The organism is Amycolatopsis nivea (assembly GCF_004522235.1).
Lineage (GTDB): Bacteria > Actinomycetota > Actinomycetes > Mycobacteriales > Pseudonocardiaceae > Amycolatopsis > Amycolatopsis nivea.
Window position 1 is genome coordinate 72,762 of sequence record NZ_SDLT01000029.1, and the last position, 22,972, is coordinate 95,733.

The following is a 22,972-nucleotide window of genomic DNA, read 5'->3' on the forward strand; positions in this document are numbered from 1 at the left end:
GCCGTTCGCCGCAGATCCGCTACCGGCCGTCTTGGTCGAACGGCAGCGCACCGCCGCTTGCCACCTGCATGGTGCACGATCGACTCCAATGCGTAAGACAGATCGATCGGCACGTTGCGTGTTCCCCTGCGCTCGTGTTGCGGGAGGAGGTGCGGCGTGACGGTGCTGGATTCACGGCCGGACGTTCCAGGTGACCACAACCCGATCGCGGCGCCCGGCGCGCTGCTGACCGAAGCCGGCGTCAGCATGGCTCCGGTGGAAGACCTTGGCGCGGGCCGCGGCCCGTTCTGGCTGGACGACTGGCTGCGCGCGAACGCGACGGACGTGCTCGCGTGGCGGCGGCACATCCATGCCCACCCCGAGCTGTCGCGCAACGAGTTCGCGACGACCGAGCTGATTGTCTCGCTGCTGCGGCGCGTCGGCCTCAAGCCGTGGGTGCTGCCCGGCGGCACCGGCGTGGTGTGCGACATCGGCAAGGGCGAGCGCTGCGTGGCGCTGCGCGCGGACATCGACGCGCTGCCGCTGACCGAGGACACCGGCCTGCCGTACTCCTCCACCACCGACGGCGCGGCGCACATGTGCGGCCACGACGCGCACACCGCGATCCTGCTCGGCGCCGGTCGCGCCCTCGCCGGCGCGCCCGAGCTGCCCGGCCGCGTGCGGCTGATCTTCCAGCCCGCGGAGGAGGTCATGCCCGGCGGCGCGCTGGACATGATCGCCGCGGGTGCGCTGGAGGGCGTCGAGCGGATCTACGGCCTGCACTGCGACCCGCGGCTCGAAGCGGGCAAGGTCGGCACCCGGGTCGGCGCGCTGACGTCCGCCGCCGACCTGATCGAACTGCGCCTCACCTCGCCCGGCGGGCACACGTCGCGGCCGCATCTCACCGCTGACCTGGTGTACGCGCTGGGCACGGTCATCACGTCGCTGCCGTCGGTGCTGTCCCGGCGCGTCGACCCGCGGTCCGGCACGGTGCTGGTGTGGGGCGCGGTGCACGCCGGACAGGCCGCGAACGCGGTCCCGCAGGACGGCGTCCTGCGCGGCACGCTGCGGACCGCCGACCACGAGGTGTGGAAGGCGCTGGAGCCGCTCGTCGCGTCCTCGGTGGAATCGCTGCTGGCCCCGACCGGCGTCGGCTTCTCGCTCGACTACCGGCGCGGCGTGCCGCCCGTCGTGTCCGACGCGGAGTCGACCGCGCTGATGCGCGCTGGCGTCGAGGCCGCGGTCGGCGAAACGGGCCTGGCCGGGACGGAACAGTCGTCCGGCGGCGAGGACTTCGGCTGGTACCTGGAGCACGTCGGCGGGGCCTTCGCCCGGCTCGGCGTGTGGTCCGGTCCGCCCGCTCCGCAGGCCGACATCCACCGCCCGACGTTCGTTCTCGACGAGCGCGCGCTGCTCGTCGGAGTCCGCACTTTGGTGCACACCGCACTGGCCTCGCTGGCCTGAGTTATCCACAGGCGGCGCGCCGATGTGGATAACTCAGGCGGGTGAGAGGTACCCCTCGTGCGGGGGTGTCAGCGGGGGATTACGCGGCGTGGTCTAGACCGCGGGTGCCCCTGCTGCAGCCTGTTTACCGAGAGTCATTTCGGACTTTTGTGCTGCCCGAGTGCGGTGGTGGGCCGATGGCTGCCGGTGGTGGATTTCGTGTTGTGCCGCAACGGATTTGGTGGAATCCGGGGCCGCTCGCGGTGCTTCGCTGACCTGATTTCTGCCGTCATTTTTGGTGACGCGCTGCTATTTTTCCTGCGCTCTGCGGTGCTGGATGCCCGTGTGGGTGAGCCTCTGCCGTGTGGTATTGGGTGGCTGTCCAGCGAGGCCGCGGATCGCCCGGTCGCACGGAGTTATCCACAGGGCGACACCGTTGGGGACAACTTTCGGCCCTCTGCTACCGCGGGTGTGGATGACTCCGGAAACGAGCGTTTCGGGCAGCCCGCGACGAGGTCGAAGCCGCCGCGGTGGTTCGTCCATCGAACGGCTGAAGGTCCGTGAAGGGCTCCTTGCGGGAATCAGATTCCCGCAAGGAGCCCTTCACGGACAGTAAGTCGGAGCGAACGTCAGCCGCTGATCCCGGTGCACGGCCGGGTGCGCAGATCGTCCACGTAATCCGCCGGGGCCCCGGCCGCCTCCGCGGCGTCCGCCAGCACCCCGAGATAGCGCGCGGAGGGCAGTCCGCCCTCGTAGGCGTCCAGGACGTACAGCCAGGCCAGCACCGAGCCGTCCATCGTCTGGACTCGCAGCCGGATCTTCGTGTGCATCCCCAGCTCGCCGCCTTCCCAGCGGTCGAGCCGTTCCTCGTCGAGCGCGGTCACGTCGTAGATCACCACGAACACCCGCGACGACGGGTCCTCGACGATGGTGGCCAGCGCGCCTTCCCACCCGATGTCCTCGCCGCCGAAGGTCAGCCGCCAGCCTTCCAGCCAGCCGGTGCCCGCCATGGGCGAGTGCGGGGCGCGCTCCAGCATCTGGGCGGGCTCCATGTTGGATCCGTAAGCGGCATACAACGGCACGCGGCACAGCCTAGCGACCCATCCGTCGCACGATCGGATGCACATGCCGTGTCCGGGCACTTCGCTTGCCGGTCAGGTTCGCCGCGTAGGGTCAGGACCACCGCCAAGCACGCGTACATAGGAGGACCCAGGTGACCAGGATCGTGATCATGGGTGGCGGCCCGGCGGGCTACGAAGCCGCCTTGGTCGCGGCGCAGCACGGCGCCGACGTGACGATCGTCGAGCGGGACGGCCTGGGCGGCGCCTGTGTCCTCTACGACTGCGTGCCCTCGAAGACGTTCATCGCGTCGTCCGGCGCGCTCGCGAAGATGCACGACCTCGGCGAACTCGGCATCAACACCGACATGGCGGACACCACCGTCGACCTGCCGACTGTCCACGGGCGAGTGAAAGGCCTGGCGCTCGCGCAGTCGGCCGACATCCGTGCCCGCGTGCAGCGCGAGGGCGTCCGCGTGATCACCGCGGAAGCCCGGTTCGCCGACGACGAGCCGGGTCTGGCCACTCACACGGTGGAAGTCACGCACTCCGACGGCACGGTCGAATCGCTGTCCGCCGACGTCGTGCTGATCGCCACCGGCGCGACCCCGCGCGTGCTGCCCGGCGCGGTGCCGGACGGCGAGCGGATCCTGGACTGGCGTCAGCTGTACGACCTCACTGAGCTGCCCGAACACCTCGCGGTGATCGGTTCCGGCGTCACCGGCGCCGAGTTCGCGTCCGCGTACACCGAGATGGGCGTGAAGGTCACCGTCGTGTCCAGCCGCGACCGCGTGCTGCCGCACGAGGACGCCGACGCCGCCGCGGTGCTCGAAGAGGTCTTCACGCAACGCGGCACCACGGTGGCCAAGCAGGCCCGTGCGGAACGCGTCGAGCGCACCGAGAAGGGCGTCGAAGTTCACCTGGCCGACGGTCGCGTGATCGAGGCGAGCCACGCGCTGATGACCGTCGGGTCCATCCCGAACACCGCGGACATCGGTCTCGACCGCGTCGGCATCGAGCCCGGCCCCGGCGGCTTCATCGCGGTGGACCGGGTGTCGCGCACGAGCGTCCCCGGCGTGTACGCGGCGGGTGACTGCACCGGCGTGCTGATGCTCGCGTCCGTGGCGAGCATGCAGGGCCGCATCGCGATGTGGCACGCGCTGGGCGAGGGCGTCGCGCCGATCAAGCTCAAGACGGTCGCGGCGAACGTGTTCACCCACCCGGAAATCGCGACCGTCGGCATCAGCCAGCAGGCGATCGACTCCGGCGAGGTGCCCGCGCGCACGATCATGCTGCCGCTGGCGACCAACGCGCGCGCGAAGATGGAAGGCCTGCGCCGCGGTTTCGTGAAGCTGTTCTGCCGCCCGGCTACCGGTGTGGTGGTCGGCGGTGTCGTGGTCGCGCCGTCGGCGAGCGAGCTGATCCTGCCGATCGCGCTGGCCGTGCAGAACCAGCTGACGGTGGACCACCTGGCGCTCACGTTCTCGGTGTACCCGTCGCTGTCCGGATCGATCACCGAAGCGGGCCGCCAGCTCATGCGGCACGACGATCTGGACTGATTTTTCCCCGCCGGGCAACCCCGTGCCGCACACCGCGTCTAGCGGGTTGAGGACGTGTGGCACGGGGAAGGAACAAGGGTGCGCAAGAGCGCGATTTTCGCGGTGGCGGCGGCGATCGGTTTGGCCGGGACAGCGGTCCCGGCGGTGGCGGCGGACGGTCCGGCCTCCGATCCGGTGACGGTGCAGCTGAACCAGGACACCGCGGTGCTGCACGGCCAGGTGAACGCCTACCAGCGCGGCTCGGACCCGAACGTGGCGTTCGCCTACTGCCCGGGGGCCAAGGCGGGCACGGCGGCGTTCAGCTCGCCCGCGCTGCAGTTCTCTCAGTACTTCTACGGCGAGATGGTCGGCGTGAAGGCCACGATGAGCGCGCACGCGAACCTGGTGCCTGGCACCAAACCCGGCAGTTATCCGCTCACCGTCACGTGCGCCGGGAAGCAGTACAACGCGACGTTCACCGTGCCCGCCGCGCAGGTGTCGCGGGTGCCCCAGGGCGCGGCGAAAGCGGGCGACGGGAGCCTCGCCGGCTAATCATCCATGCTTCGAAAAACCGCCGGGAAATTGTTTCCGGCGGTTTTTTCGTGTCCGGGGCAACCCCGCGCCCGGCGGAGGCGTCTTGGTGATTGTCCGAACGAAAACGCCCGGGCCGCAGGGGGAACTGCCGGCCGGACGCGGATTCGCCGCTGCCCGTGCGCGGCGGGAATCGTATTTTCATCAAGGGGAGTGTCATGAAGCGTACCGTTGTTTTCTCCGCTCTGGTCGCCGCCGGAATGTTTTCGGCAGCACCGGCTTTCGCCGCTGAAACGTCCACCACACCGCCTCCGTCGAGCACCACCACCGCTCCGCCTTCCTCCACGCCGGAGGAACCGCCTGGCGACAGCGGCGGTGTGCCGAAGGCCTTCATCCGGGTGCTGCCGTCGTCCGGCCACGCCGGGGACCGCGTCACGGTGCGCGTCGGCTGCGAGGCCTCGCAAATCAAGAACCTGAGCTCGGCCGCGCTGCAGTTCGGCAAGCTGCACCCGGTCGGTCCGCAGGGCGACCCGTCGAAGGCTCCGGTCTCGCAGGGCAGCGCGACCGTTCGCAACGGCGTGAAGCCCGGTACGTACAAGGTTTCGTTCTCCTGCGGCAGTGGCGACATCGCCACGAAGTTCACCGTGCTGGGCGCGAAGCCCGTCCCGAAGCCGACGCCCACGCCTAAGCAGGTCAGCCAGGTCCCGTCCGGCGCGCCGCAGACCGGCGGCACGGACGGTCCGGTCGCGGACAACCAGTCGGACCTCGGCCTCCCGCTCGCGGCAGGCGCGATGGGCGTGCTGGCCCTCGGCGGCACCGGGCTCGTGGTGGCGCGTCGTCGCCAGCGTGGCTGACTAGTCTCCTGGGCCTGGCTGCTTTTTCCCGCGGCCAGGCCCGGCGGATCGGGGGAAAGATGATGAGGAAGACACTCGCCGCGGCGTCCGTCGCGCTCGCCGCGCTGCTGGCCGGCTGCTCGGTCGGTGCGACGACCGCCGCACCCGCTGCCAGCGCTCCGCCGGTTTCCTCGGTCGCGTCGGCGGCGATGCCGAAATCGGAGCCGGTGTCGCTGGACATCCCGAGCATCGACGCGCATTCCAGTCTCGTGCCGCTCGGCCTCAATCCCGACAATTCGGTACAGGTCCCGCCGGTCAGCAAACCCTTGCAGGCAGGCTGGTACGAAAACGGCCCGACACCCGGCGAGGTCGGCCCCGCGGTCGTGCTCGGGCACGTCGACGGGAACAAGCAAAAGGGGATCTTCTACCGGCTCAAGGAAATGAAGCCGGGAGACGACGTCGACATCTCCCGCCGCGACGGCACCACCGCGCACTTCGAGGTGACCAAAGTGGACCAGGTGCCGAAGGACGTCTTCCCGACCGACGCGGTCTACGGGGACACCTCGGACCCGGAACTGCGTTTGATCACCTGCGGCGGCGCGTTCGACCGGGCCGAGCACAGCTATGTGGACAACATCATCGTGTACGCCCATCTGGTGAACGGCGGGCAGTGACCCCGCGCATTGAACAAGACGCCCCCGATTTTGTCGGTGCCCGGTGCGACACTGTGGCGGTTGGCACAATTCTGGGAGGCACGCATGATCACCAGGACAGAACCGTGGCCCGCGGGCACACCGTGCTGGGGCGACTTGATGGTGCCTGACCGCGACAAGGCGGTCACGTTCTACGAGTCGCTGCTCGGCTGGACAGTCGAATCCGGCGGCCCGGAGACCGGCTATTACGGAATGGCGCAGATCGACGGCAAGCCGGTCGCGGGCATCGGGCAGATCCCGCCGGAGCAGGCAGGCATGCCGCCGATGTGGACGACGTACCTGTCAGTGTCCGATGTGGACAAGACGGTAGCCGCGATCGCCGAGGCGGGCGGACAGGTCATCGCACCGCCGATGGACGTCCTGACCGAAGGCAGGATGGCCATCGCGACCGACCCGACCGGAGCGACTTTCGGCCTGTGGCAGCCGGGCAGGCACTCCGGCACGCAGGCGACGCTGACGCCAGGGGCTCCCGCATGGAACGAATGCATGACCCGGGATTTCGCCGCGGCCAAGCAGTTCTACGGCGACGTGTTCGGATACGGCTTCGGCGACATGTCCGGGCCAGGCTTCACGTACGCGACGCTGGACGTCGACGGCCGGCCGGTCGGCGGCCTTGGCGAGCTGGCCGCGGACAGCCAGGCATCGCCTGGTTGGGTGACGTACTTCTGGACCGCCGACGCGGACGAGGCCGCGGCGCGGATCCCGGACCTCGGCGGAACGGTGGTGAGCCCGCCGACGGACACCCCGCACGGCCGGATGGTGATCGCGGTGGATGACCAAGGGGCGGGGTTTTCGCTGATGGCACCCAACGCGCAGTCCGGGACCCAGGAGGGGTGGGGGTGACGGTTGGGGCCAAGGTGATGTGAGCCCTCGCCGGGGCTGGTTCGGCGAGTTGGCTGACCGGCGAGGCGGGGGATCGGCGGGCAGTGGACTTTGCGGTGCCGGGCCGTGTCGCCGGACAGGGCGGCGTGGCTATGCTGCGCTGGGCCGTGTTGTCCGGCGGACAGGGCCGTGTGGCTGTGCGGTGCGAGGCCGCGTTGCCGGACCGGGCGGGGCGGCTGTGCTGCGCTGGGCCGTGTTGTCCGACGGACAGGGCCGTGTGGCTGTGCGGTGGCAGGCGTGTTGCCGGACTGGGCAGGGCTGTGTGCCTGTGCGGTGGCAGGCCGCCGTGTTGCCGGTTTGGGCAGAGCCGCGTGGCTTGTGCTGCGCTGGGCCGTGCTGTCGGGCTGGGCAGGGTCGTGTGGCTGCGCTGAGTTGGGCGAGCCGGTTTGGTGCGGCTTGCGGTTGTCGGGCCGGACTCTGCCCGGTGCCAGGCTGAGCTGAGTCAGGCGGTGTCGGGCTGCGCTGTGCCCATTCGCGGCGGGATCGGTGGCGAGGTCGGCGCGTCCGGTGGAGTCGGCAGCGTGGGCCAGAAGTACGTGAGGGGAACCCTGACGGAATCAGATTCCCCCAGGGTTCCCCTCACGACCATCAGCTAGCCAAACCGCAAACCGTTGCGGCGACCGTTNACCATCAGCTAGCCAAACCGCAAACCGTTGCGGCGACCGTTCAGTCGCCAGCCAGCCATCGGCGGGCATGGCTCAAGTGCGGGCTGGCGGTGGAGCCCGCCGGAAAGCTCGAGCATCGGCCCCAGCGGAGCACCCGAAAGCTCAACAGCGCCCCACCGCAGACCCGGCCGGAAGGATCAGTCCTCCACCCAGTCGAAGGTCTTCGTCACCGCCTTCTTCCAGTTCCGGTATTCCTTCTCCCGCCGCGACTCGTCCATCGACGGGTCCCACTGCTTGTCCTTGGCCCAGTTGGTCCGGATGTCGTCCTCCGACTCCCAGAACCCGACCGCCAGCCCCGCCGCGTAAGCCGCTCCCAGCGCGGTCGTTTCGTTCACCACCGGGCGGATCACCGGCACGCCGAGGATGTCCGCCTGGAACTGCATCAGCAGTTCGTTCACGACCATCCCGCCGTCGACCTTGAGCGACTTCAGCGGAACACCCGAGTCGGCGTTCATCGCGTCGATCACCTCTCGCGACTGGAACGCCGTCGCCTCCAGGACCGCGCGCGAGATGTGGCCCTTGTTCACGAACCGGGTCAGGCCGACGATCGCGCCGCGGGCGTCGGAGCGCCAGTACGGGGCGAACAGGCCCGAGAACGCGGGCACGAAGTACGCGCCGCCGTTGTCGTCGACCGTTCGGGCGAATTCCTCGATCTGGGCCGCCGACGAGATCAACCCCAGGTTGTCCCGCAGCCACTGCACGAGCGAACCGGTGACCGCGACCGAACCCTCCAGTGCGTACACCGTGTCGTTCGAGCCGATCTTGTAGCAGACCGTCGTGAGCAGGCCGTTTTCCGACAGGACCTTCTCCGTGCCGGTGTTCAGCAGCACGAAGTTGCCGGTGCCGTAGGTGTTCTTGGCCTCGCCCGGCGAAAGGCACGCCTGGCCGAACGTCGCCGCCTGCTGGTCGCCGAGGATGCCCGCGATCGGCACTTCCGCGAGGGCCCCGCGCGGGCGGACCTTGCCGTACACCTCCGACGACGACCGGATCTCCGGCAGCATCGACAGCGGGATCCCCATCTCCGCCGCAATGTCCTCGTCCCACTGCAGGGTGTCGAGGTCCATCAGCAGCGTGCGCGACGCGTTCGTCGGGTCCGTCACGTGCACGCCGCCGTCGGTGCCGCCGGTCATGTTCCACAGCACCCAGGTGTCCATGTTGCCGAACACCAGATCGCCCGCCTCGGCCCTGGCCCGCGCGCCCTCGACGTTGTCGAGGATCCACTTGATCTTCGGGCCGGAGAAGTACGTCGCGAGCGGGAGCCCGGTCTTCTCGCGGTAGCGCTCCTGGCCGCCGCCGAGCGCGCCCAGTTCGCCGGCGATCTTGTCGGTGCGCGTGTCCTGCCAGACAATCGCGTTGTACACCGGCTTCCCGGTCTTGCGGTCCCACACGAGCGCCGTCTCGCGCTGGTTGGTGATGCCCACCGCGGCGATGTCGGTCGGCCGCAGGTCGGCCTTGGCGAGCGCGCCCGCCGCGACCGCCCGGGTGTTTTCCCAGATCTCCTCGGCGTTGTGCTCGACCCAGCCCGCCTTCGGGAAGATCTGCTCGTGCTCGCGCTGGTCGACCGCGACGACACGGCCGGAGTGGTCGAAGATCATGCAACGCGTCGACGTGGTGCCCTGGTCGATCGCGGCGACATACGAAGTCATGGATTCCCTCCGGAAAGCTGGATCAGGTCAGGTTGTGCACGGCCAGGTACACCAGCGCCGCCAGCGCGGCGCCGAGGAGCGGACCGAGGACCGGCACCCACGAGTAGTTCCAGTCCGGGTCGCGCTTGCCCTTGATCGGCAGCAGGAACGCGTACGCGATCCGCGGGCCGAGGTCGCGGGCCGGGTTGATGGCGTAGCCGGTCGGCCCGCCGAGAGAAATACCGATCACCAGCACGACGAACGACACCCCGGCGTAGCCGAGCGCGGTGTTGCCGAAGGTCGGCGTCCCGTCCGAGGCGGTCTTGAACGCCGGCGTCAGCAGGATCCAGCCGACCAGCACGAAGGTGCCGATGACCTCGGTCACCAGGTTCCACGCCTTGTTCCGGATCTGCGGGGCGGTGGAGAAAATGCCGAGCGTCTCCTCCGGATTCGGATGGTCGTCGAACTGCAGTTTGTAGGTCAGCCAGCACAGCACGGCGCCGAGAATCGCGCCGAGCATTTCGCCGATCAGGTAGAACGGCACGTCCGCCCACGAAACCTTGCCCGAAATGGCCAGCCCGAGGGTGACCGCCGGGTTCAGGTGCGCGCCGGTCGGCGCGGCGAGGCTGGCACCGGCGAACACGCCGAAGGCCCACCCGAAGGTGATGAACAGGGTTCCGGCTTGAAAGCCGTTGTTCTTTCGCAGCACGACGTTGGCCACAACGCCGTTGCCCAGCAACAGGAGCACTGCCGTGCCCAACAGTTCCCAGACGATGATCGCACCCGGACTCACGCTCTCCGCACCTCCACACTGGACAGTCTGTGCAGGGCCGATCACGTCCGGCCACAGCCTCGTCGCCGACCCCAGTCCGCGGCACGTTACCGTCGCGTACGCGTGCAATCCATAAGCCGGGCGAACCAATGTGACCATGATCGTCATGGGTTCCGCCACACGTGTCACCTCGGGGTCAGCAGACGATCACGCAAGCGTGCGATGCTGGGGAAGGTGGAGCACGAGGAGGAACGAGTGGTGACGAATCCGCGCAACGGCAGCGACCCGGCCCAGCTGGGTCCGGCGGGCCGGGAGGAATCCTGGCGGCGTTTCGGCGACGAGACCTTCGACCTGGTCGTGATCGGCGGCGGCGTCGTCGGCGCGGGCACCGCGCTCGACGCGGCGACCCGCGGCCTGCGGGTGGCTCTCGTCGAGGCCCGCGACCTGGCGTCCGGCACGTCCAGCCGGTCGAGCAAGCTCTTCCACGGCGGCCTGCGTTATCTCGAACAGCTCGAGTTCGGCCTGGTGCGCGAGGCGCTGCACGAGCGCGAGCTGATGCTGACGAAGATCGCGCCGCACCTGGTCAAGCCGGTGAGCTTCCTGTACCCGCTGACGCACCGGATCTGGGAGCGTCCGTACACCGCCGCCGGGCTGCTGATGTACGACACGATGGGCGGCGCCCGGTCGGTGCCGGGCCAGAAACATCTCACCCGCGCGGGTGCCCTCCGAATGGTCCCCGCGCTCAAGCGGTCGGCGCTGATCGGCGGCATCCGGTACTACGACGCGCAGTCGGACGACGCCCGGCACACGATGACCGTCGCGCGCACCGCCGCGCATTACGGCGCGGTGGTCCGGACCTCCACCCAGGTCGTCGGCTTCCTGCGCGAGGCGGACCGGATTTCCGGCGTGCGCGTGCGCGACGTCGAGGACGGCCGCGAGACCGAGATCCAGGCCGGCGCGGTGGTCAACTGCACCGGCGTGTGGACCGACGAACTGCAGCGGCTGTCCGGCGGCCGCGGCCGGTTCCGCGTGCGCGCCAGCAAGGGCGTGCACATCGTGGTTCCGCGCGACCGGATCGTGTCGGAGTCGGGCATGATCCTGCGCACCGAGAAGTCGGTGCTGTTCGTCATCCCGTGGCGCAACCACTGGATCGTCGGCACCACCGACACCGACTGGAACCTCGACCTGGCGCATCCGGCGGCCACCAAGCACGACATCGACTACCTGCTCGAACACGTGAACTCGGTGCTCGCGACGCCGCTGACGCACGACGACATCGAAGGCGTGTACGCGGGCCTGCGTCCGCTGCTGGCCGGCGAGAGCGAAGAGACGTCGAAGCTGTCGCGCGAACACGCGGTCGCGCGGGTCGCGCCGGGCCTGGTGGCGATCGCGGGCGGCAAGTACACGACTTACCGGGTGATGGCGGCCGACGCCGTCGACGCCGCGGTGGTCGACCTGCCGGGCCGCCCGCCGTCGTCCATCACCGACAAGGTCCCGCTGCTCGGCGCGGACGGCTACCACGCGCTGGTCAACCAGGCCGACCACCTGGCCGCGGAGCACGGGCTGCACCCGTACCGCGTGCGGCACCTGCTCGACCGCTACGGCTCGCTGGTGCACGAGGTGCTGGCGCTCGCGGCGGACCGGCCGGAGCTGCTCAAGCCGATCGAGTCGGCGCCGGATTACCTCGGCGTGGAGGTCGTGTACGCGGCCAGCCACGAGGGTGCGCTGCACCTGGAGGACGTCCTCGCCCGGCGCACGCGGATCTCCATCGAGTACGCCCACCGCGGCGTCGACTGCGCCGAGCAGGTCGCGCAGCTGGTGGCGGGCGTGCTGGGCTGGTCGGAAGAGGAGACCAAGCGCGAGGTCGAGGTCTACCGGGCGCGGGTCGAGGCGGAGCGGGATTCGCAGCTGCAGCCGACGGACGAGTCGGCGGACGCGTTGCGGGCGGCCGCGCCGGAGGCTCGCGCGGGGCTGATCGAGCCGGTCAGCTGAGCTTTCCTCGTGAGTGCCGGGCAGAACCGGCACTCACGAGGGCTTGAGCACCCAGCGGATGAGCGTTTCGCCGCTGGGCGAGGGCCGGTCTTCGGGCCCGACCCGGCTGAACCCGGCCCGCCGCGCGACGATCTCGGACGCGGTGTTGCTTTCGTCGTGCCGATAAGCGATCTCGTGCAGGCCCAGCCGGGCGAACCCGAATTGGATCGCGGCCGAAAGCCCTACGGCCGCAATGCCTTTGCCTCGTTCGGCCGGATGCGTCCACACCGACGCCTCGGCGGTGCCGAAGTTGAGGTCCAGATCGCGCAGTCCGACCTCGCCGAGCAGGCGGCCGGTCTCCGGCTCGGCGACGGCCCACGAGCAGCGCTCGTCGCACGCCCACTGAGCGGCGCGCAGCGTCACGTACTCGGTGGCCTCGTCGGGGGTGCGCAACCGGTAGTTCAGCACGTACCGCCGATGCTGCGGGTCCGCGAACGCCTCCATCAGCGCGGGCCGGTCGTCGAGATGCCGGTCCGCGCGCAGCTGGCGCAGGTAGTACGCGCCCGCGTTGATTTCCACGGGTTCCACGACACGAGCCTAGCCGTCCGGAGGCGGGAAATGGCTGCGTGCCGCGTCACGGCCAGGTCACCCGAAGGGGCGGGCAGCCGCGGTCAGCGAGGCGGGGACACGACATCGCGCGCTGGCTGGAAGCGTTGCCGCACAACGGACATGGCAGGTGTCGCGGCAGCGCCGAGGGCGGTCAGCTGGCTTGAGCGGGCGACGGGATCGCCGGGAACTCCGCGTGCACGGCGGTCCCTTCCCCACGCGCGGATTCGATGGTCAGCGAACCCGCCACCCGTTGCACCCGCTGGCGCATGGCTTCCAGGCCGAAGCCGGTGCCGTCGCCGCGGTCACCGGAGGCGAAACCTCTTCCGTCGTCCCGGACGTCGAGCATGACCAGGTCGCTCGTGTAGGTGAGCGTGATGCCGATGCGGGTGGCATGTGCGTGTTTTTCCGCGTTGGCCAACGCTTCCTGCGCCACCCGGTACAGCGCGACCTCCAGCTCCGGCAGCAACGGCTGGGCATCGCCTGCTACGTCGGCGGTCACCTGGGTGCCGGAAGTGCCGGACACTCGATTTGCCAAGCCTGCCAACGCTTCCGGCAGATGCGAGTCCGCTAATGGTTCCGGTCGCAACGCTTGAACCGCTCGGCGTGCCTCGGTGAGACTGTCCTTCGCCAGCGTGTGCACGTGGTCGAGATGCCGCTGCCGATCCGCGGCTTCGGTGGCCCGGTCGGCGGCCTGCAGCTGGGTGACGATGCCGGTCAATCCCTGGGCGACAGTGTCGTGGATTTCGCGAGCCATGCGCTGTCGCTCGTCGAGCACCCCGGCCTCGCGGGCTTGGGTGAGCAGTTGTGCGTGCAGCGCCGCGTTTTCTGTCAGGGCTGTTTCCAGCTGCGCGTTCGACTGGGCGAGTTTTTCGTTGGTGCGACGACGTTGTTCGTTCTCCGCGCCGACGAACCACGCCACGTACAGAATCGGACCGACGATCGACACCGCGGTGATCCATGGCGGCGAAGGTTCCCAAATTCCCTTGGCCAGCAACGGAACCACCGCCGTTGCGGCCGCGGCGAAGATGCTCCAGCGGGTCGGGAACAACACGAACGCGATCGGGTAACCGATTGAAGCGAAGGCAGTGAACGGATCCACTCGCGAGGTGAGCACGGTCGCGCCAGCCAGCAGCACGACGAAAAACCCGATGGCCAGCCACGGTTTCCGCGTGCGTCGCGGGAAAACCGGGATCAGCACCAGCAACCACAGTCCGCTCGCCGCGGCGAGCAGCAGCGTGGTGCGCCATTGCGCGGGATCACCGTGTGGCTGACCGGCGGCGATGATCGTGCACACCGCGAGCGCCAGAATCCCGATCCCGGCGAACAGCGGGCCTGCCCATCGCTCGGCCTTCGGATCGACCGAGCCCGGCCGCAGCCCGATCATCGGACTCGGCCGCGTGCGTTCCGGCGGGCTCAGCGCCGCCGCCATCCGCTGAACAGGATCAGCAGCAACGGCAGCGCGAAGACGATCAGCAACCGTCCACGAGTCACGATGAGCACGACGACCGCCAAGGCGATGGAAAGCGGCACCGAATACCGCCACACGAACGCGCCCAGCTTGCCGTTGCCCGCGGGCACGACCGGTTCCGCCCGGGCCGTGGCCAGCAGCGCGCTCGGCCGCGGCGAAGGCAGGTCGTCGAACAACGGCACCAGTTCGCTGACCAGCTTGGCTGACGTGACCTTCGCCGAGCGGCTGCCGTACTCGTCGATGTCGAGGCGTCCGGTGCGGACGTGCTCGGAGAGGACATCGAGCGCGTCCTGGCGTTCGGCGTCGCTCAGCCGCAGGTCAGCCATGGTCCGCCTCAGCGGTCCAGCCGGCGCTGCCGCCGGTGCTCGTCGCGCATCGCGCGGAACTCCTCGCGGCGTTCCCGGTGCCGGTCGTGGTGGTGATGGTCATGGTGCTCGAAACCCTTGCCCCAGAGCGCGCGGCCGACCGCGGTGAGCGCGATCGGCGCGAAGATCACCGGCCATCCCGCGGTGCCGGTGGCGATCAGGGCGATCGCCGCGATCCACACCAGCGGAACCAAGGCGGCGACGGCACGTTGCCCTGCCGACCACTCCGGCTGCCGCGCGGCCACCTCGCCGGACGCCGCGGGTTGCGGCACAGGCAGCGGGGGCGGCACCGCGGCCGGTTCCGGCGCGGCGGTCGCGCCCGCGCCGAACACCGGATGCGGCACCGGAAGATCGGTGAACAGCTCGCCCAGTTCGCCCCGGGTTTTAGCCGCGGTGATCCGGGCGGATCGTTCGCCGAACTCGTCGATGTCGATCCGTCCCGCACTCATGTGCTCACCGAGCGCATGCAGCGCGGACTCTCGCTCCTGGTCGCTGATCCGCAGCTGCGGAGACGGAACCTCAGTCACGTAGTCGATGGTAGGCCGCGCGAGCGCGCGGCACCCACGACATTCAGCACAACTTCAGTCCTTGAGCTCCAAGAGTTGCGTTCCCTGCGTGACCGCGGAGCCGATCTCGACCGAAAGCCCGGTGACGGTGCCCGCTTTGTGCGCGGTTACCGGGTTTTCCATCTTCATCGCCTCGAGCACGACGATCAGCTCGCCCGCTTCGACGTGCTGGCCTTCTTCGACCGCGATCTTCACGATGGTGCCCTGCATCGGCGCGGTGACCGCGTCGCCACTCACCGCTGCCTTCGCGCCGCCTGCCCGCTTGCGCGGCTTGGCTTTCGTCGCCGCGGGCGCGCCGCCGCCTTCGAGGGCGAACCCGCCCGGCAGCGACACCTCGAGCCGGCGTCCGCCGACCTCGACCACGACGTTCTGCCGCGGTGCCTCTTCCTCGGCCTCGACGTCCGGCGCGACGAACGGCTCGATCTGGTTGTCGAACTCGGTCTCGATCCAGCGGGTGTGCACGCTGAAGCCGTTTTCGTCGCCGATGAACGCCGGGTCGTTCACGATCACGCGGTCGAACGGCAGCACCGTGGCCATGCCCTCGACCTCGAACTCGGCCAGCGCGCGGCGGCTGCGCTCGAGCGCGTTCTGCCGGTCCGAACCGGTGACGATGAGCTTGGCGAGCATCGAGTCGAACTGGCCGCCGATCACGCTGCCGGATTCGACGCCGGAATCGACGCGCACGCCCGGACCGGACGGGGCGACGAACTTGGTGACGGTGCCCGGCGCGGGCAGGAAGCCGCGGCCGGCGTCCTCGCCGTTGATGCGGAACTCGATCGAGTGGCCGCGCGGCGTCGGGTCCTCGGTGATCCGCAGCTTTTCGCCGCGGGCGATCCGGAACATCTCGCGGACCAGGTCGATGCCGGTGGTCTCCTCCGAAACCGGGTGCTCGACCTGCAGGCGGGTGTTCACCTCGAGGAAGGAAATGGTGCCGTCGACCGCGACGAGGTATTCGACGGTGCCCGCGCCGTAGTAGCCGGCCTCCTTGCAGATGGCCTTGGCGGACTCGTGGATCCGGGCGCGCTGGTCGTCGGACAGGTACGGCGCGGGGGCCTCTTCCACCAGCTTCTGGTGGCGGCGCTGCAGCGAGCAGTCGCGGGTGCCGACGACGATCGCGTTGCCGTGCTGGTCGGCCAGCACCTGCGCCTCGACGTGCCGCGGCTTGTCCAGGTAGCGCTCCACGAAGCATTCGCCGCGACCGAACGCGGCCACCGCCTCGCGCGTCGCGGACTCGAACAGTTCGGGGATTTCCTCCCGGGTGCGGGCGACCTTCAGACCGCGGCCGCCGCCGCCGAATGCCGCCTTGATCGCGACCGGCAGGCCGTGCTCGTCGGCGAACGCGATGATCTCGTCGGCGTCCTTCACCGGCTCCTTGGTGCCGGGCACCAGCGGCGCGCCCGCGCGCATCGCGATGTGCCGCGCGGTCACCTTGTCGCCGAGGTCGCGGATCGACTGCGGGCTCGGCCCGATCCAGGTCAGGCCCGCGTCGAGGACGGCCTGGGCGAACTCGGCGTTCTCGGAAAGGAAGCCGTAACCGGGGTGGACCGAATCGGCGCCGGACCGCTTGGCGGCGTCGAGGATCTTGTCGATCGCGAGGTAGCTCTCGGCCGCGGTGTTCCCGCCGAGGGCGAACGCCTCGTCGGCGAGGCGCACGTGCGGAGCGTCGCGGTCCGGGTCCGCGTACACGGCCACGCTCTGCAGGCCGGCGTCCTTCGCTGCCCGGATCACGCGAACCGCGATCTCGCCCCGGTTCGCGACCAGGACCTTGGTCACCGGACCGCCTGTGCTCGCGGTGTCCTGCTCGCTCACCACATACCTCCCGTGCCCCGTCGCCGAGCTGCTGGTCAACCGGGAGTCTACGGACCAGGACCGGGCCTGGATTGAGAGGTGGACCACCCAGTTCGGTCCTGTTTATACCCGTCCGGCAGGGGCCTGATGCCGCAGTTCGGCCGGTAGTTCGGAGTCGAGCACGATGACGTCGTAGGGGTTGACCTGGTGCACGAGCGCCAGGTTTTCGGTGTTGACCAGGATCCACGGCTGGTGCTCGCCGCAGCAGTCGACGAGCCGGTCGAGCGCGGTGAAGGCGACCAGCGCGGTGCGGCCGTCGGGGGTGCGGCGCAGTTCGACGTTGGCTCCGGTCTGGCCGTCGGTGGTCGGGCCGGTGGGGCCGGTCGGCAGGTAAAGGGCCGGGGGCAAATTGGGGTTCGTCACTCCGACAACATAGACGGACACGGTGCGCAAGGTCGCTTACAGTCTCGGATATGCGGACTTGGCCGAAGCGCGTCCCGCGATCCGCGCTGCTCACCGCCGTTCTCGCGGCGGTGGTCACGGCGGCGGCGCTCGTCGTGGTCGTCACGATGCGCCCGAAGCCGGACGGCGCGGAGACCATGACGCCGAGCGAGCCCGCCGCGGCTCCGGTCGAAGCACCGTCCTCGACCTGCGGAAACGGTCCGTGCAAGCAGTTGGCGGCGGTGAGCGTCGGCGGTACCCCGGTCGTGTTGCAGGCGGATGCCTCGGGCGGATCGGGCCGGGTCCAGGTCGGGCAGCAGCCGTTCGAACTGGCGATCACGAACCTGGGCGCGAAGCTGACGGCGACTTCCCTGCGCTGTATCGACGGATCGACCGCCGCGTGCCTGATCCGCGGCGACGCGGCCGGCGGTGCGTACGGCGAATTGCTGACCGAGTCCGGTGGCGTGTGGCGCGACTACGGCAAGCCGTATTTCTCTGACGCCGGCTCGCTGTCGCTCTACGACGTGAGCCAGGACGGCCGGGCGGACGTGATCGTCGTCCGGCACGAATGCCCGAAGGCGGTGTCCGGCACCCCGCGCTGCCAGGCGGCTCCGGTGGTCGCGGAGGTGTACGAACTCGACGGCGAGGTGATGGGCTGCACGAGCACCGTCACCTCGCCGTCGGATTTCCGCGGCTGGCCGGACGTCGAGCTGAAGAAAACCCAGCTGCGGCGCTGTTCCGGCAACTCCTGAGACTCAGGCGGTGGCGGGCCGGGCGGCGCCGCCCTCGTCGCGGTGGTTCGGGCGAGCGGTCTGGGTGTTGAGGATTTCGTCGTCGAGCAGGCCTTCGCTGCGCGCGACGATTGTCGGGACCACGATCTGGCCCGCGACGTTCGTGGCGGTGCGCATCATGTCCATGATCGGGTTCACCGAGTAGATCAGCGCGATGCCGAGCGCGACCTGCTTGGCGTCGAGTCCGATGAACGCGGTGGTCAGGGTGAGCGCGGTCAGCCAGCCGGTGGTGCCCGCGGTGGCCAGCGCACCGACCACGGCGACGACCACGATGCCGACGTACTGGCCGAAGCTCAGCGGCACCCCGGCGAGGTTGGCGATGAAGATCGCGCCGATCGCCGGGAACACCGCGGCGCAACCGTCCATTTTGGTCGCGCTGGCGAGCGGGGTGGCGAAGGCGGCGTATCCGGGGTCGACGCCGAGGTTCACCGCGGACTGCCGGGTCAGCGGCAGCGTGGCCGAACTCGACTGCGACGCGAACGCGAACTGGATCGCCGTGCCCGCCTTGGCGAAGAACGTCAGCGGGTTCACCTTCGCGACGAACTGCAGCAGGATCGGGTAGACGACGAATAGGATCAGCAGGCAGCCGACGTACACCGCGATCGTGGTCGACAGCAGCGGACGGAACAGCGCGTCGCCGTAGTTGGAGACGGCGGCGCCGATCAGGCCGATGATGCCGATGGGCGCGAGGCGCACGATCCAGCCAAGGTAACGCTGGACGATTTCGAAGACGCTCGTGGTGAAGTCGACGAACGGCTTCGCCTTGTCGCCGAGGCTGTAGGCGGCGGCACCGATCACGACGGCGAGGAACAGCACCTGGAGCGTGCTGCCCTCGGCGAAGGCGGAGAAGAAGTTCTCCGGCAGCAGGCCCTTGATGAAGGCGTCCCAGGAACCCCAGTGGCTCATGCTCTTCGCGGCCTTGTCGGCGTTCTTCGCGGTGGCCGCGACGCCCTCGCCGAGCCCGCCGGAGCCGGGGTTGAACAGCTTGCCGATCGCGATCCCGATCAGCGAGGCGATGAACGACGTGATCGCGAACCACAGCACGGTCTTGCCGCCGAGCCGCGCGGCGGTGCGGCCGCCGCCGAGGCCGCGGAGGCTGTTGATGCCGACCACGATCGCGGTGAAGACCAGCGGGATCACCGCGATCTGCAGCAGGGTCGTGAAGATCGTGCCGATGTGGTCGAGGGTGTCGGTCAGCCAGCCGGCTTCAGTCGTCCGCGCGAGCACGCCGAGTCCGGCGCCCACGACAAGCGAACCGAGCACGGCCGCGGCGAACACGCGCGGCTTTGTGTACGTCCTTGCGAAGGACATGTGCCACCCCAGAGAGGTCGAGAGTTTCCGCTGGCCCGGGTGCGGGCCGGAATCGACTTTCCCTGATCACTCGACCGAGTGACACATCGTCCCAATATGTGAACTAGTTCCACATTTCGGTCACGCTGACGCCGACCTCGGCGAGCAGCTGGCGCAGCAGCGGAAGACTGATCCCGATCACACTCGACGGGTCTCCTTCGACCCCCTCGACAAACCATCCGCCGAGCGCGTCGAGCGTGAACGCCCCCGCGACGTGCAGCGGTTCGCCAGTGGCGACGTAGGCGTCGATCTCGGCCTGGCTGGGGTTGGCGAAGTGCACGGTGGTGGACCGGGTGCCGGAGGCTTCCTTGGTGCGCTGCCCGCCGTCGAGCCGGACCACGGCATGCCCGGTGAGCAGGACGCCGGAGCCGCCCGCCATCCGAGCCCACCGCTGCTTCGCGACCTCGGCGGTCGCGGGCTTGCCGACCATCTCGCCGCCGATGGAAAGCATGGAATCGCAAGCGACGATCACGGCGTCGGGCTCGGAGACCATCTCGACTACGGCGTTGGCCTTGGCCTTCGCGAGGGCCAGGACGAGTTCGGCGGGTTCGGGATCGGTGAGCGCCGCCGCGACGGCATCCTCGTCGACACCGGACACGACAACGGCCGGGTCGAGACCGGCACTGCGCAGGACGGCGAGGCGGGCGGGGGACTGGGAGGCGAGGACTAGACGCACAGGCGAACGCTACCTCGACGGGGACGGGTTGGGGGTGTGGCCCGGGTGGGGGGGGCGGTGATTTGGTGCCGAGGGTTTCGTGGCCGGATTCGCGGGGGCGGGCGTCGTGGCACCGGGTCGCGAGCCGGGCGCGAGGTCTGGCATTGAGCCAGGATCCCGGCGGGGCGTGCGCAGGGATGCCGAGCTGGTGGTTGCTGGGAGAGGAACGTGCCTGGCACGCTCGGGCTTTCTGCGCACCGGCAGACCTCGCCGCCGCGGTGGCCGCCGAGCGAGGAATTGCGTCGGGAGCCAACAACGCTGCTGTGGGACGAGAGTCGCGTGGATTGTCTCTCGCCGCCTCCCGGGCTCCGGCTGGAGTGGGGTCCAGCCGGGGCCGGGGGTCAGCTCGTCATCGGGCTGGTTCTGGGGTCGGGGCGGTCGGCGCGGGAGTGTGCGGCCTAGGCGACACCCGGCGCAATGCCGCTGCTGACAAAACTCCCAGTATCAGCACCGCGATCGGCAGGATCAGTGTCGCGCGGGCTGCATCGGTGAGTCCATTGTGGACAACCTCGCTGGCGAGGCGGCCCGCTTGGGCGGCGATGTCCGCCGGGAGGCCCGGGATGGGGGATGGGCCGCCGGAGGAGCCGAATTCGCCGGTGGACGCCGCGGCGTGGGCGATGCCTTCGGTGAAGGGGGCGCGGTACTGCTCCGGCAGTTTCGCGGCCGCGGTGGCGGCCTCGCTCGTGATCGACGCGCTGATCCTCGCTTGCAGGAGCACGCCGATCGCGGCGCTGCCCAGGACGCCGCCTACCTGGCGGGCGGTGTTGAAGATGCCCGAGGCGGTACCGGTGAGCCGCGGTTCTACTGACGCCATCGTCAGGTTGCTCATGGGGGAGAAGATGCAGCCGACGCCGAGGCCGCACACCAGCAGGGCCGGGATCAGTGCCCACGGGCTCGTGTCCGGTCGTGCTTGCAGCGCGATGATGCCGACGCCCGCGGCCAGCAGGGCCAGGCCACCCATCACCAGGTACTTGCCGTTGATTTTGTCCGAAGCGCGGCCGACGAAGGGCGCGATCACGCCGGACAGCAGCGACATCGGGGCGGTGAGCAGGCCCGCCATGGTGGGGGAGAGGCCGAGGACCGTCTGGATGTAGATGATCAGCGGCAGGAACATGCCGGTCATCGTGAAGCCGACCGTGGTCGCGGTGAGCGTGCCCGCGGAGAAGTTGCGGTTCGCGAATACCTGCAGCGGGACCAGCGGTTCTCGGCGGTTGTAGTGCTGCCACAGCACGAAGGCGATCAGCAAGACCACGCCGGCACCGATGATTTCGAAGACTGTGATGCCGCCGAACACCGTGCCCCAGTCGTACTGCTGTCCATTTTGGACACCGAAGACGACGCAGAACAGTCCGGCCGCGGACAGCAGGATGCCGATCAGGTCGAACGAATGCGAGTGCTTCGGCTGCCAGTCCGGCACCAGCCACAGCGTCAGCGCGATCGCGACGACGCCGATCGGCACGTTCACGTAGAAAATCCACTCCCAGCCGAGGTGCTGCACCAGCACACCGCCCAGCAGCGGGCCGGTGATCGTGGCCAGGCCGGCGACCCCGCCCCATGCGCCCATCGCCGCGCCGCGCTTCGCGGGCGGGAACAGGTGGCTGATGAACGCCAGCGTCTGCGGCGTCATCAATGCGGCACCAAGGCCTTGCACGGCACGGGCGGCGATCAGCATCTCGACGTTGCCGGAGAGACCGCACCACAGCGACGAAGCGGTGAACACCACGAGCCCGGCGACGAACACACGCTTCGGGCCGAAGCGGTCGCCGAGGCGGCTGGTGAACAGCATCGGCACGGCGTAGGTGAGCAGGTAGACGCTGATCACCCACACCACCGAGTTCAGTCCGGCGTCGAGGTGCTGCAGCATGGCGGGCACCGCGATGGACACGATCGTGGTGTCCAGCAGGATCATGAAGAACCCGATGCAGAGCGCGCTGAGCGCGGCCCACGGGTTAACCGGTCTTGCGTTCATGGTTTTCCTTGAGCTTGAGTTTCTTGTCCTGGAAAGGGATCCGGCCGCTGTCGAGGTCCGCGAACAGCTGCTCGATCCACGCGAGCTCGAACTTCCGCTGCGCCGCGCTGAACCGGAAGTCGAGCCAGTAGATTTCGGGGGTGCCGTCGCCTTCCAGCCGCTCGAGGATCACCTGGTCAGCGGCCACGCCCGCGCGCAGCCGGGTGATCCGGTGCTCCAGTTCGAGCAGCGCGACGTCGCGTCCGAGGTCGTCGATCACGGCGAGCCCGCTGAGCACGTCGCTGTAGTCCGGCACCACGTCGCCCAGCATCTGCCGGGCACGTTCCTGGAAGGCGTCTTTGCCCGCGGCCGTCATGGCATACACCGTGCGCTCCGGCCGTTTGCCGTCCCGCTGGGTTTCGACCACATCGACGAACCCGTTGCGCTGCAACCGATCCACTGTGTGGTAGAGCGATCCGGCCTTCAGCTTCACGCGGTTTTCGACGTGCCGTTCCCGCATCAGCTGGGCCATTTCGTACGGGTGCATCGGCCGCTCGTGCAGCAGCTCGAGCACGGCGACGCCCAGTGCCGTGAGCTTGGCCGCGACCATGACGGTTCCTCCAGAAGATCCAATCGAGTGACCCAGCGTGGGTTATTCCACGTGGACTATACGGTGTGGAGCAAGCTGCGGTCCAGTGTGATCCGCGCTGGTGAGCAGCTTGTCGCTGACGGTGACGGGTGGTGCGTGATGGGGCGAGCGTAACGACGACCACCGACAAAAACCGGCGATCGCCTGTTCGACCGCCGTTTTCCGACCCGTCGCGGAACCTGGTCGAACGCCGCCGATCCGTGTTCACCGCAGTCGGCAGCACGACCAAAGCGGCGGGCCGCGGCGTCCTCTCCTGACGCCGCGGCCCGCCG

21 protein-coding genes are annotated in these 22,972 nt (G+C 69.3%); 8 read left to right on the top strand and 13 right to left on the bottom strand.

Going from position 1 to position 22,972, the window contains the following annotated elements:
• Positions 1–156 precede the first annotated feature (156 nt).
• Complete coding sequence (locus tag EIZ44_RS29405) at positions 157–1,443, top strand: amidohydrolase (RefSeq protein ID WP_037816075.1); 1,287 nt, start codon at positions 157–159, stop codon at positions 1,441–1,443.
• A gap of 608 nt (positions 1,444–2,051) precedes the next feature.
• On the opposite strand, the gene EIZ44_RS29410 is transcribed toward EIZ44_RS29405, so the two are convergent.
• On the bottom strand, positions 2,052–2,504 hold the full coding sequence (locus EIZ44_RS29410; RefSeq protein WP_199817833.1) for a gamma-glutamylcyclotransferase family protein: 453 nt from the start codon (positions 2,502–2,504) through the stop codon (positions 2,052–2,054).
• Between the two features lie 131 nt (positions 2,505–2,635).
• On the opposite strand from EIZ44_RS29410, the gene EIZ44_RS29415 reads away from it, so the two are divergent.
• The 5 genes from EIZ44_RS29415 to EIZ44_RS29435 all read left to right on the top strand — a co-directional run bounded on the left by EIZ44_RS29415 (position 2,636) and on the right by EIZ44_RS29435 (position 6,938).
• On the top strand, positions 2,636–4,039 hold the full coding sequence (locus EIZ44_RS29415) for an NAD(P)H-quinone dehydrogenase (RefSeq protein WP_037816072.1): 1,404 nt from the start codon (positions 2,636–2,638) through the stop codon (positions 4,037–4,039).
• 78 nt (positions 4,040–4,117) lie between these two features.
• On the top strand, positions 4,118–4,570 hold the full coding sequence (locus EIZ44_RS29420) for a hypothetical protein (protein ID WP_134732556.1): 453 nt from the start codon (positions 4,118–4,120) through the stop codon (positions 4,568–4,570).
• A gap of 197 nt (positions 4,571–4,767) precedes the next feature.
• Positions 4,768–5,403: a hypothetical protein gene (locus EIZ44_RS29425; protein ID WP_205673348.1), complete on the top strand. Its 636-nt coding sequence runs from the start codon at positions 4,768–4,770 to the stop codon at positions 5,401–5,403.
• A gap of 59 nt (positions 5,404–5,462) precedes the next feature.
• A complete protein-coding gene (locus EIZ44_RS29430; RefSeq protein ID WP_134732560.1) occupies positions 5,463–6,056 on the top strand; it encodes a class F sortase in 594 nt (197 codons plus the stop codon).
• A gap of 84 nt (positions 6,057–6,140) precedes the next feature.
• Positions 6,141–6,938, top strand: a complete 798-nt coding sequence (locus tag EIZ44_RS29435; RefSeq protein ID WP_134732562.1) for a VOC family protein — start codon at positions 6,141–6,143, stop codon at positions 6,936–6,938.
• 841 nt (positions 6,939–7,779) lie between these two features.
• Here the strand turns inward: EIZ44_RS29435 and glpK are convergent.
• Positions 7,780–9,288 (bottom strand): glycerol kinase GlpK, encoded by a 1,509-nt coding sequence (gene glpK / locus EIZ44_RS29440; protein WP_037816066.1) that lies wholly within the window; start codon positions 9,286–9,288, stop codon positions 7,780–7,782.
• A gap of 22 nt (positions 9,289–9,310) precedes the next feature.
• The gene (locus tag EIZ44_RS29445; RefSeq protein WP_037816065.1) at positions 9,311–10,060 is read right to left on the bottom strand and encodes an MIP/aquaporin family protein; all 750 of its coding nucleotides are present in this window, start codon (positions 10,058–10,060) and stop codon (positions 9,311–9,313) included.
• Positions 10,061–10,261: 201 nt separating this feature from the next.
• Here EIZ44_RS29445 and EIZ44_RS29450 point away from each other — a divergent pair, with 201 nt between their 5' ends.
• Positions 10,262–12,031, top strand: coding sequence for a glycerol-3-phosphate dehydrogenase/oxidase (locus EIZ44_RS29450; protein WP_106961289.1), 1,770 nt, complete (start codon positions 10,262–10,264; stop codon positions 12,029–12,031).
• Between the two features lie 33 nt (positions 12,032–12,064).
• On the opposite strand, the gene EIZ44_RS29455 is transcribed toward EIZ44_RS29450, so the two are convergent.
• The 6 genes from EIZ44_RS29455 to EIZ44_RS29480 form a co-directional block, all read right to left on the bottom strand.
• Positions 12,065–12,598 carry a GNAT family N-acetyltransferase gene (locus tag EIZ44_RS29455; protein ID WP_205670288.1) on the bottom strand — a complete coding sequence of 178 codons (534 nt, stop codon included), beginning with the start codon at positions 12,596–12,598 and terminating at the stop codon, positions 12,065–12,067.
• 172 nt (positions 12,599–12,770) lie between these two features.
• Entirely contained in the window at positions 12,771–14,048 is a 1,278-nt protein-coding gene (locus EIZ44_RS29460) for a sensor histidine kinase (RefSeq protein WP_134732564.1), read from the bottom strand.
• Positions 14,033–14,413, bottom strand: a complete 381-nt coding sequence (locus EIZ44_RS29465; RefSeq protein ID WP_134732566.1) for a DUF1707 SHOCT-like domain-containing protein — start codon at positions 14,411–14,413, stop codon at positions 14,033–14,035. The genes EIZ44_RS29460 and EIZ44_RS29465 overlap by 16 nt, the downstream gene beginning before the upstream one ends.
• Before the next feature lie 8 nt (positions 14,414–14,421).
• Complete coding sequence (locus tag EIZ44_RS29470; protein ID WP_134732567.1) at positions 14,422–14,979, bottom strand: DUF1707 SHOCT-like domain-containing protein; 558 nt, start codon at positions 14,977–14,979, stop codon at positions 14,422–14,424.
• Between the two features lie 54 nt (positions 14,980–15,033).
• Positions 15,034–16,827 carry an acetyl/propionyl/methylcrotonyl-CoA carboxylase subunit alpha gene (locus EIZ44_RS29475; protein WP_037816057.1) on the bottom strand — a complete coding sequence of 598 codons (1,794 nt, stop codon included), beginning with the start codon at positions 16,825–16,827 and terminating at the stop codon, positions 15,034–15,036.
• Between the two features lie 102 nt (positions 16,828–16,929).
• A complete protein-coding gene (locus EIZ44_RS29480) occupies positions 16,930–17,229 on the bottom strand; it encodes an SAV_915 family protein (RefSeq protein WP_037816056.1) in 300 nt (99 codons plus the stop codon).
• A gap of 50 nt (positions 17,230–17,279) precedes the next feature.
• On the opposite strand from EIZ44_RS29480, the gene EIZ44_RS29485 reads away from it, so the two are divergent.
• Positions 17,280–17,999 (top strand): hypothetical protein, encoded by a 720-nt coding sequence (locus EIZ44_RS29485; protein WP_134732568.1) that lies wholly within the window; start codon positions 17,280–17,282, stop codon positions 17,997–17,999.
• 3 nt (positions 18,000–18,002) lie between these two features.
• Here EIZ44_RS29485 and EIZ44_RS29490 read toward each other — a convergent pair whose 3' ends face one another.
• From EIZ44_RS29490 to EIZ44_RS29505, 4 genes are all read right to left on the bottom strand, one after another.
• Entirely contained in the window at positions 18,003–19,349 is a 1,347-nt protein-coding gene (locus EIZ44_RS29490; protein ID WP_167754313.1) for a dicarboxylate/amino acid:cation symporter, read from the bottom strand.
• 103 nt (positions 19,350–19,452) lie between these two features.
• Positions 19,453–20,064 carry a Maf family protein gene (locus EIZ44_RS29495; RefSeq protein WP_037816053.1) on the bottom strand — a complete coding sequence of 204 codons (612 nt, stop codon included), beginning with the start codon at positions 20,062–20,064 and terminating at the stop codon, positions 19,453–19,455.
• Between the two features lie 388 nt (positions 20,065–20,452).
• A complete protein-coding gene (locus EIZ44_RS29500) occupies positions 20,453–22,072 on the bottom strand; it encodes a DHA2 family efflux MFS transporter permease subunit (RefSeq protein ID WP_134732569.1) in 1,620 nt (539 codons plus the stop codon).
• Positions 22,053–22,661, bottom strand: coding sequence for a PadR family transcriptional regulator (locus tag EIZ44_RS29505; protein WP_134732570.1), 609 nt, complete (start codon positions 22,659–22,661; stop codon positions 22,053–22,055). The genes EIZ44_RS29500 and EIZ44_RS29505 overlap by 20 nt, the downstream gene beginning before the upstream one ends.
• Positions 22,662–22,972 lie beyond the last annotated feature (311 nt).

Excerpts from the sequence above, each read along its gene's own strand:
- EIZ44_RS29425 (WP_205673348.1), top strand. The coding sequence starts at position 4,768 with ATGAAGCGTACCGTTGTTTTCTCCGCTCTGGTCGCCGCCGGAATGTTT.
- EIZ44_RS29430 (WP_134732560.1), top strand. The coding sequence starts at position 5,463 with ATGATGAGGAAGACACTCGCCGCGGCGTCCGTCGCGCTCGCCGCGCTG.
- EIZ44_RS29435 (WP_134732562.1), top strand. The coding sequence starts at position 6,141 with ATGATCACCAGGACAGAACCGTGGCCCGCGGGCACACCGTGCTGGGGC.
- glpK (WP_037816066.1), bottom strand. The coding sequence starts at position 9,288 with ATGACTTCGTATGTCGCCGCGATCGACCAGGGCACCACGTCGACGCGT.
- EIZ44_RS29450 (WP_106961289.1), top strand. The coding sequence starts at position 10,262 with ATGCTGGGGAAGGTGGAGCACGAGGAGGAACGAGTGGTGACGAATCCG.
- EIZ44_RS29460 (WP_134732564.1), bottom strand. The coding sequence starts at position 14,048 with ATGGCGGCGGCGCTGAGCCCGCCGGAACGCACGCGGCCGAGTCCGATG.
- EIZ44_RS29465 (WP_134732566.1), bottom strand. The coding sequence starts at position 14,413 with ATGGCTGACCTGCGGCTGAGCGACGCCGAACGCCAGGACGCGCTCGAT.
- EIZ44_RS29485 (WP_134732568.1), top strand. The coding sequence starts at position 17,280 with ATGCGGACTTGGCCGAAGCGCGTCCCGCGATCCGCGCTGCTCACCGCC.
- EIZ44_RS29490 (WP_167754313.1), bottom strand. The coding sequence starts at position 19,349 with ATGTCCTTCGCAAGGACGTACACAAAGCCGCGCGTGTTCGCCGCGGCC.
- EIZ44_RS29500 (WP_134732569.1), bottom strand. The coding sequence starts at position 22,072 with ATGAACGCAAGACCGGTTAACCCGTGGGCCGCGCTCAGCGCGCTCTGC.
- EIZ44_RS29505 (WP_134732570.1), bottom strand. The coding sequence starts at position 22,661 with ATGGTCGCGGCCAAGCTCACGGCACTGGGCGTCGCCGTGCTCGAGCTG.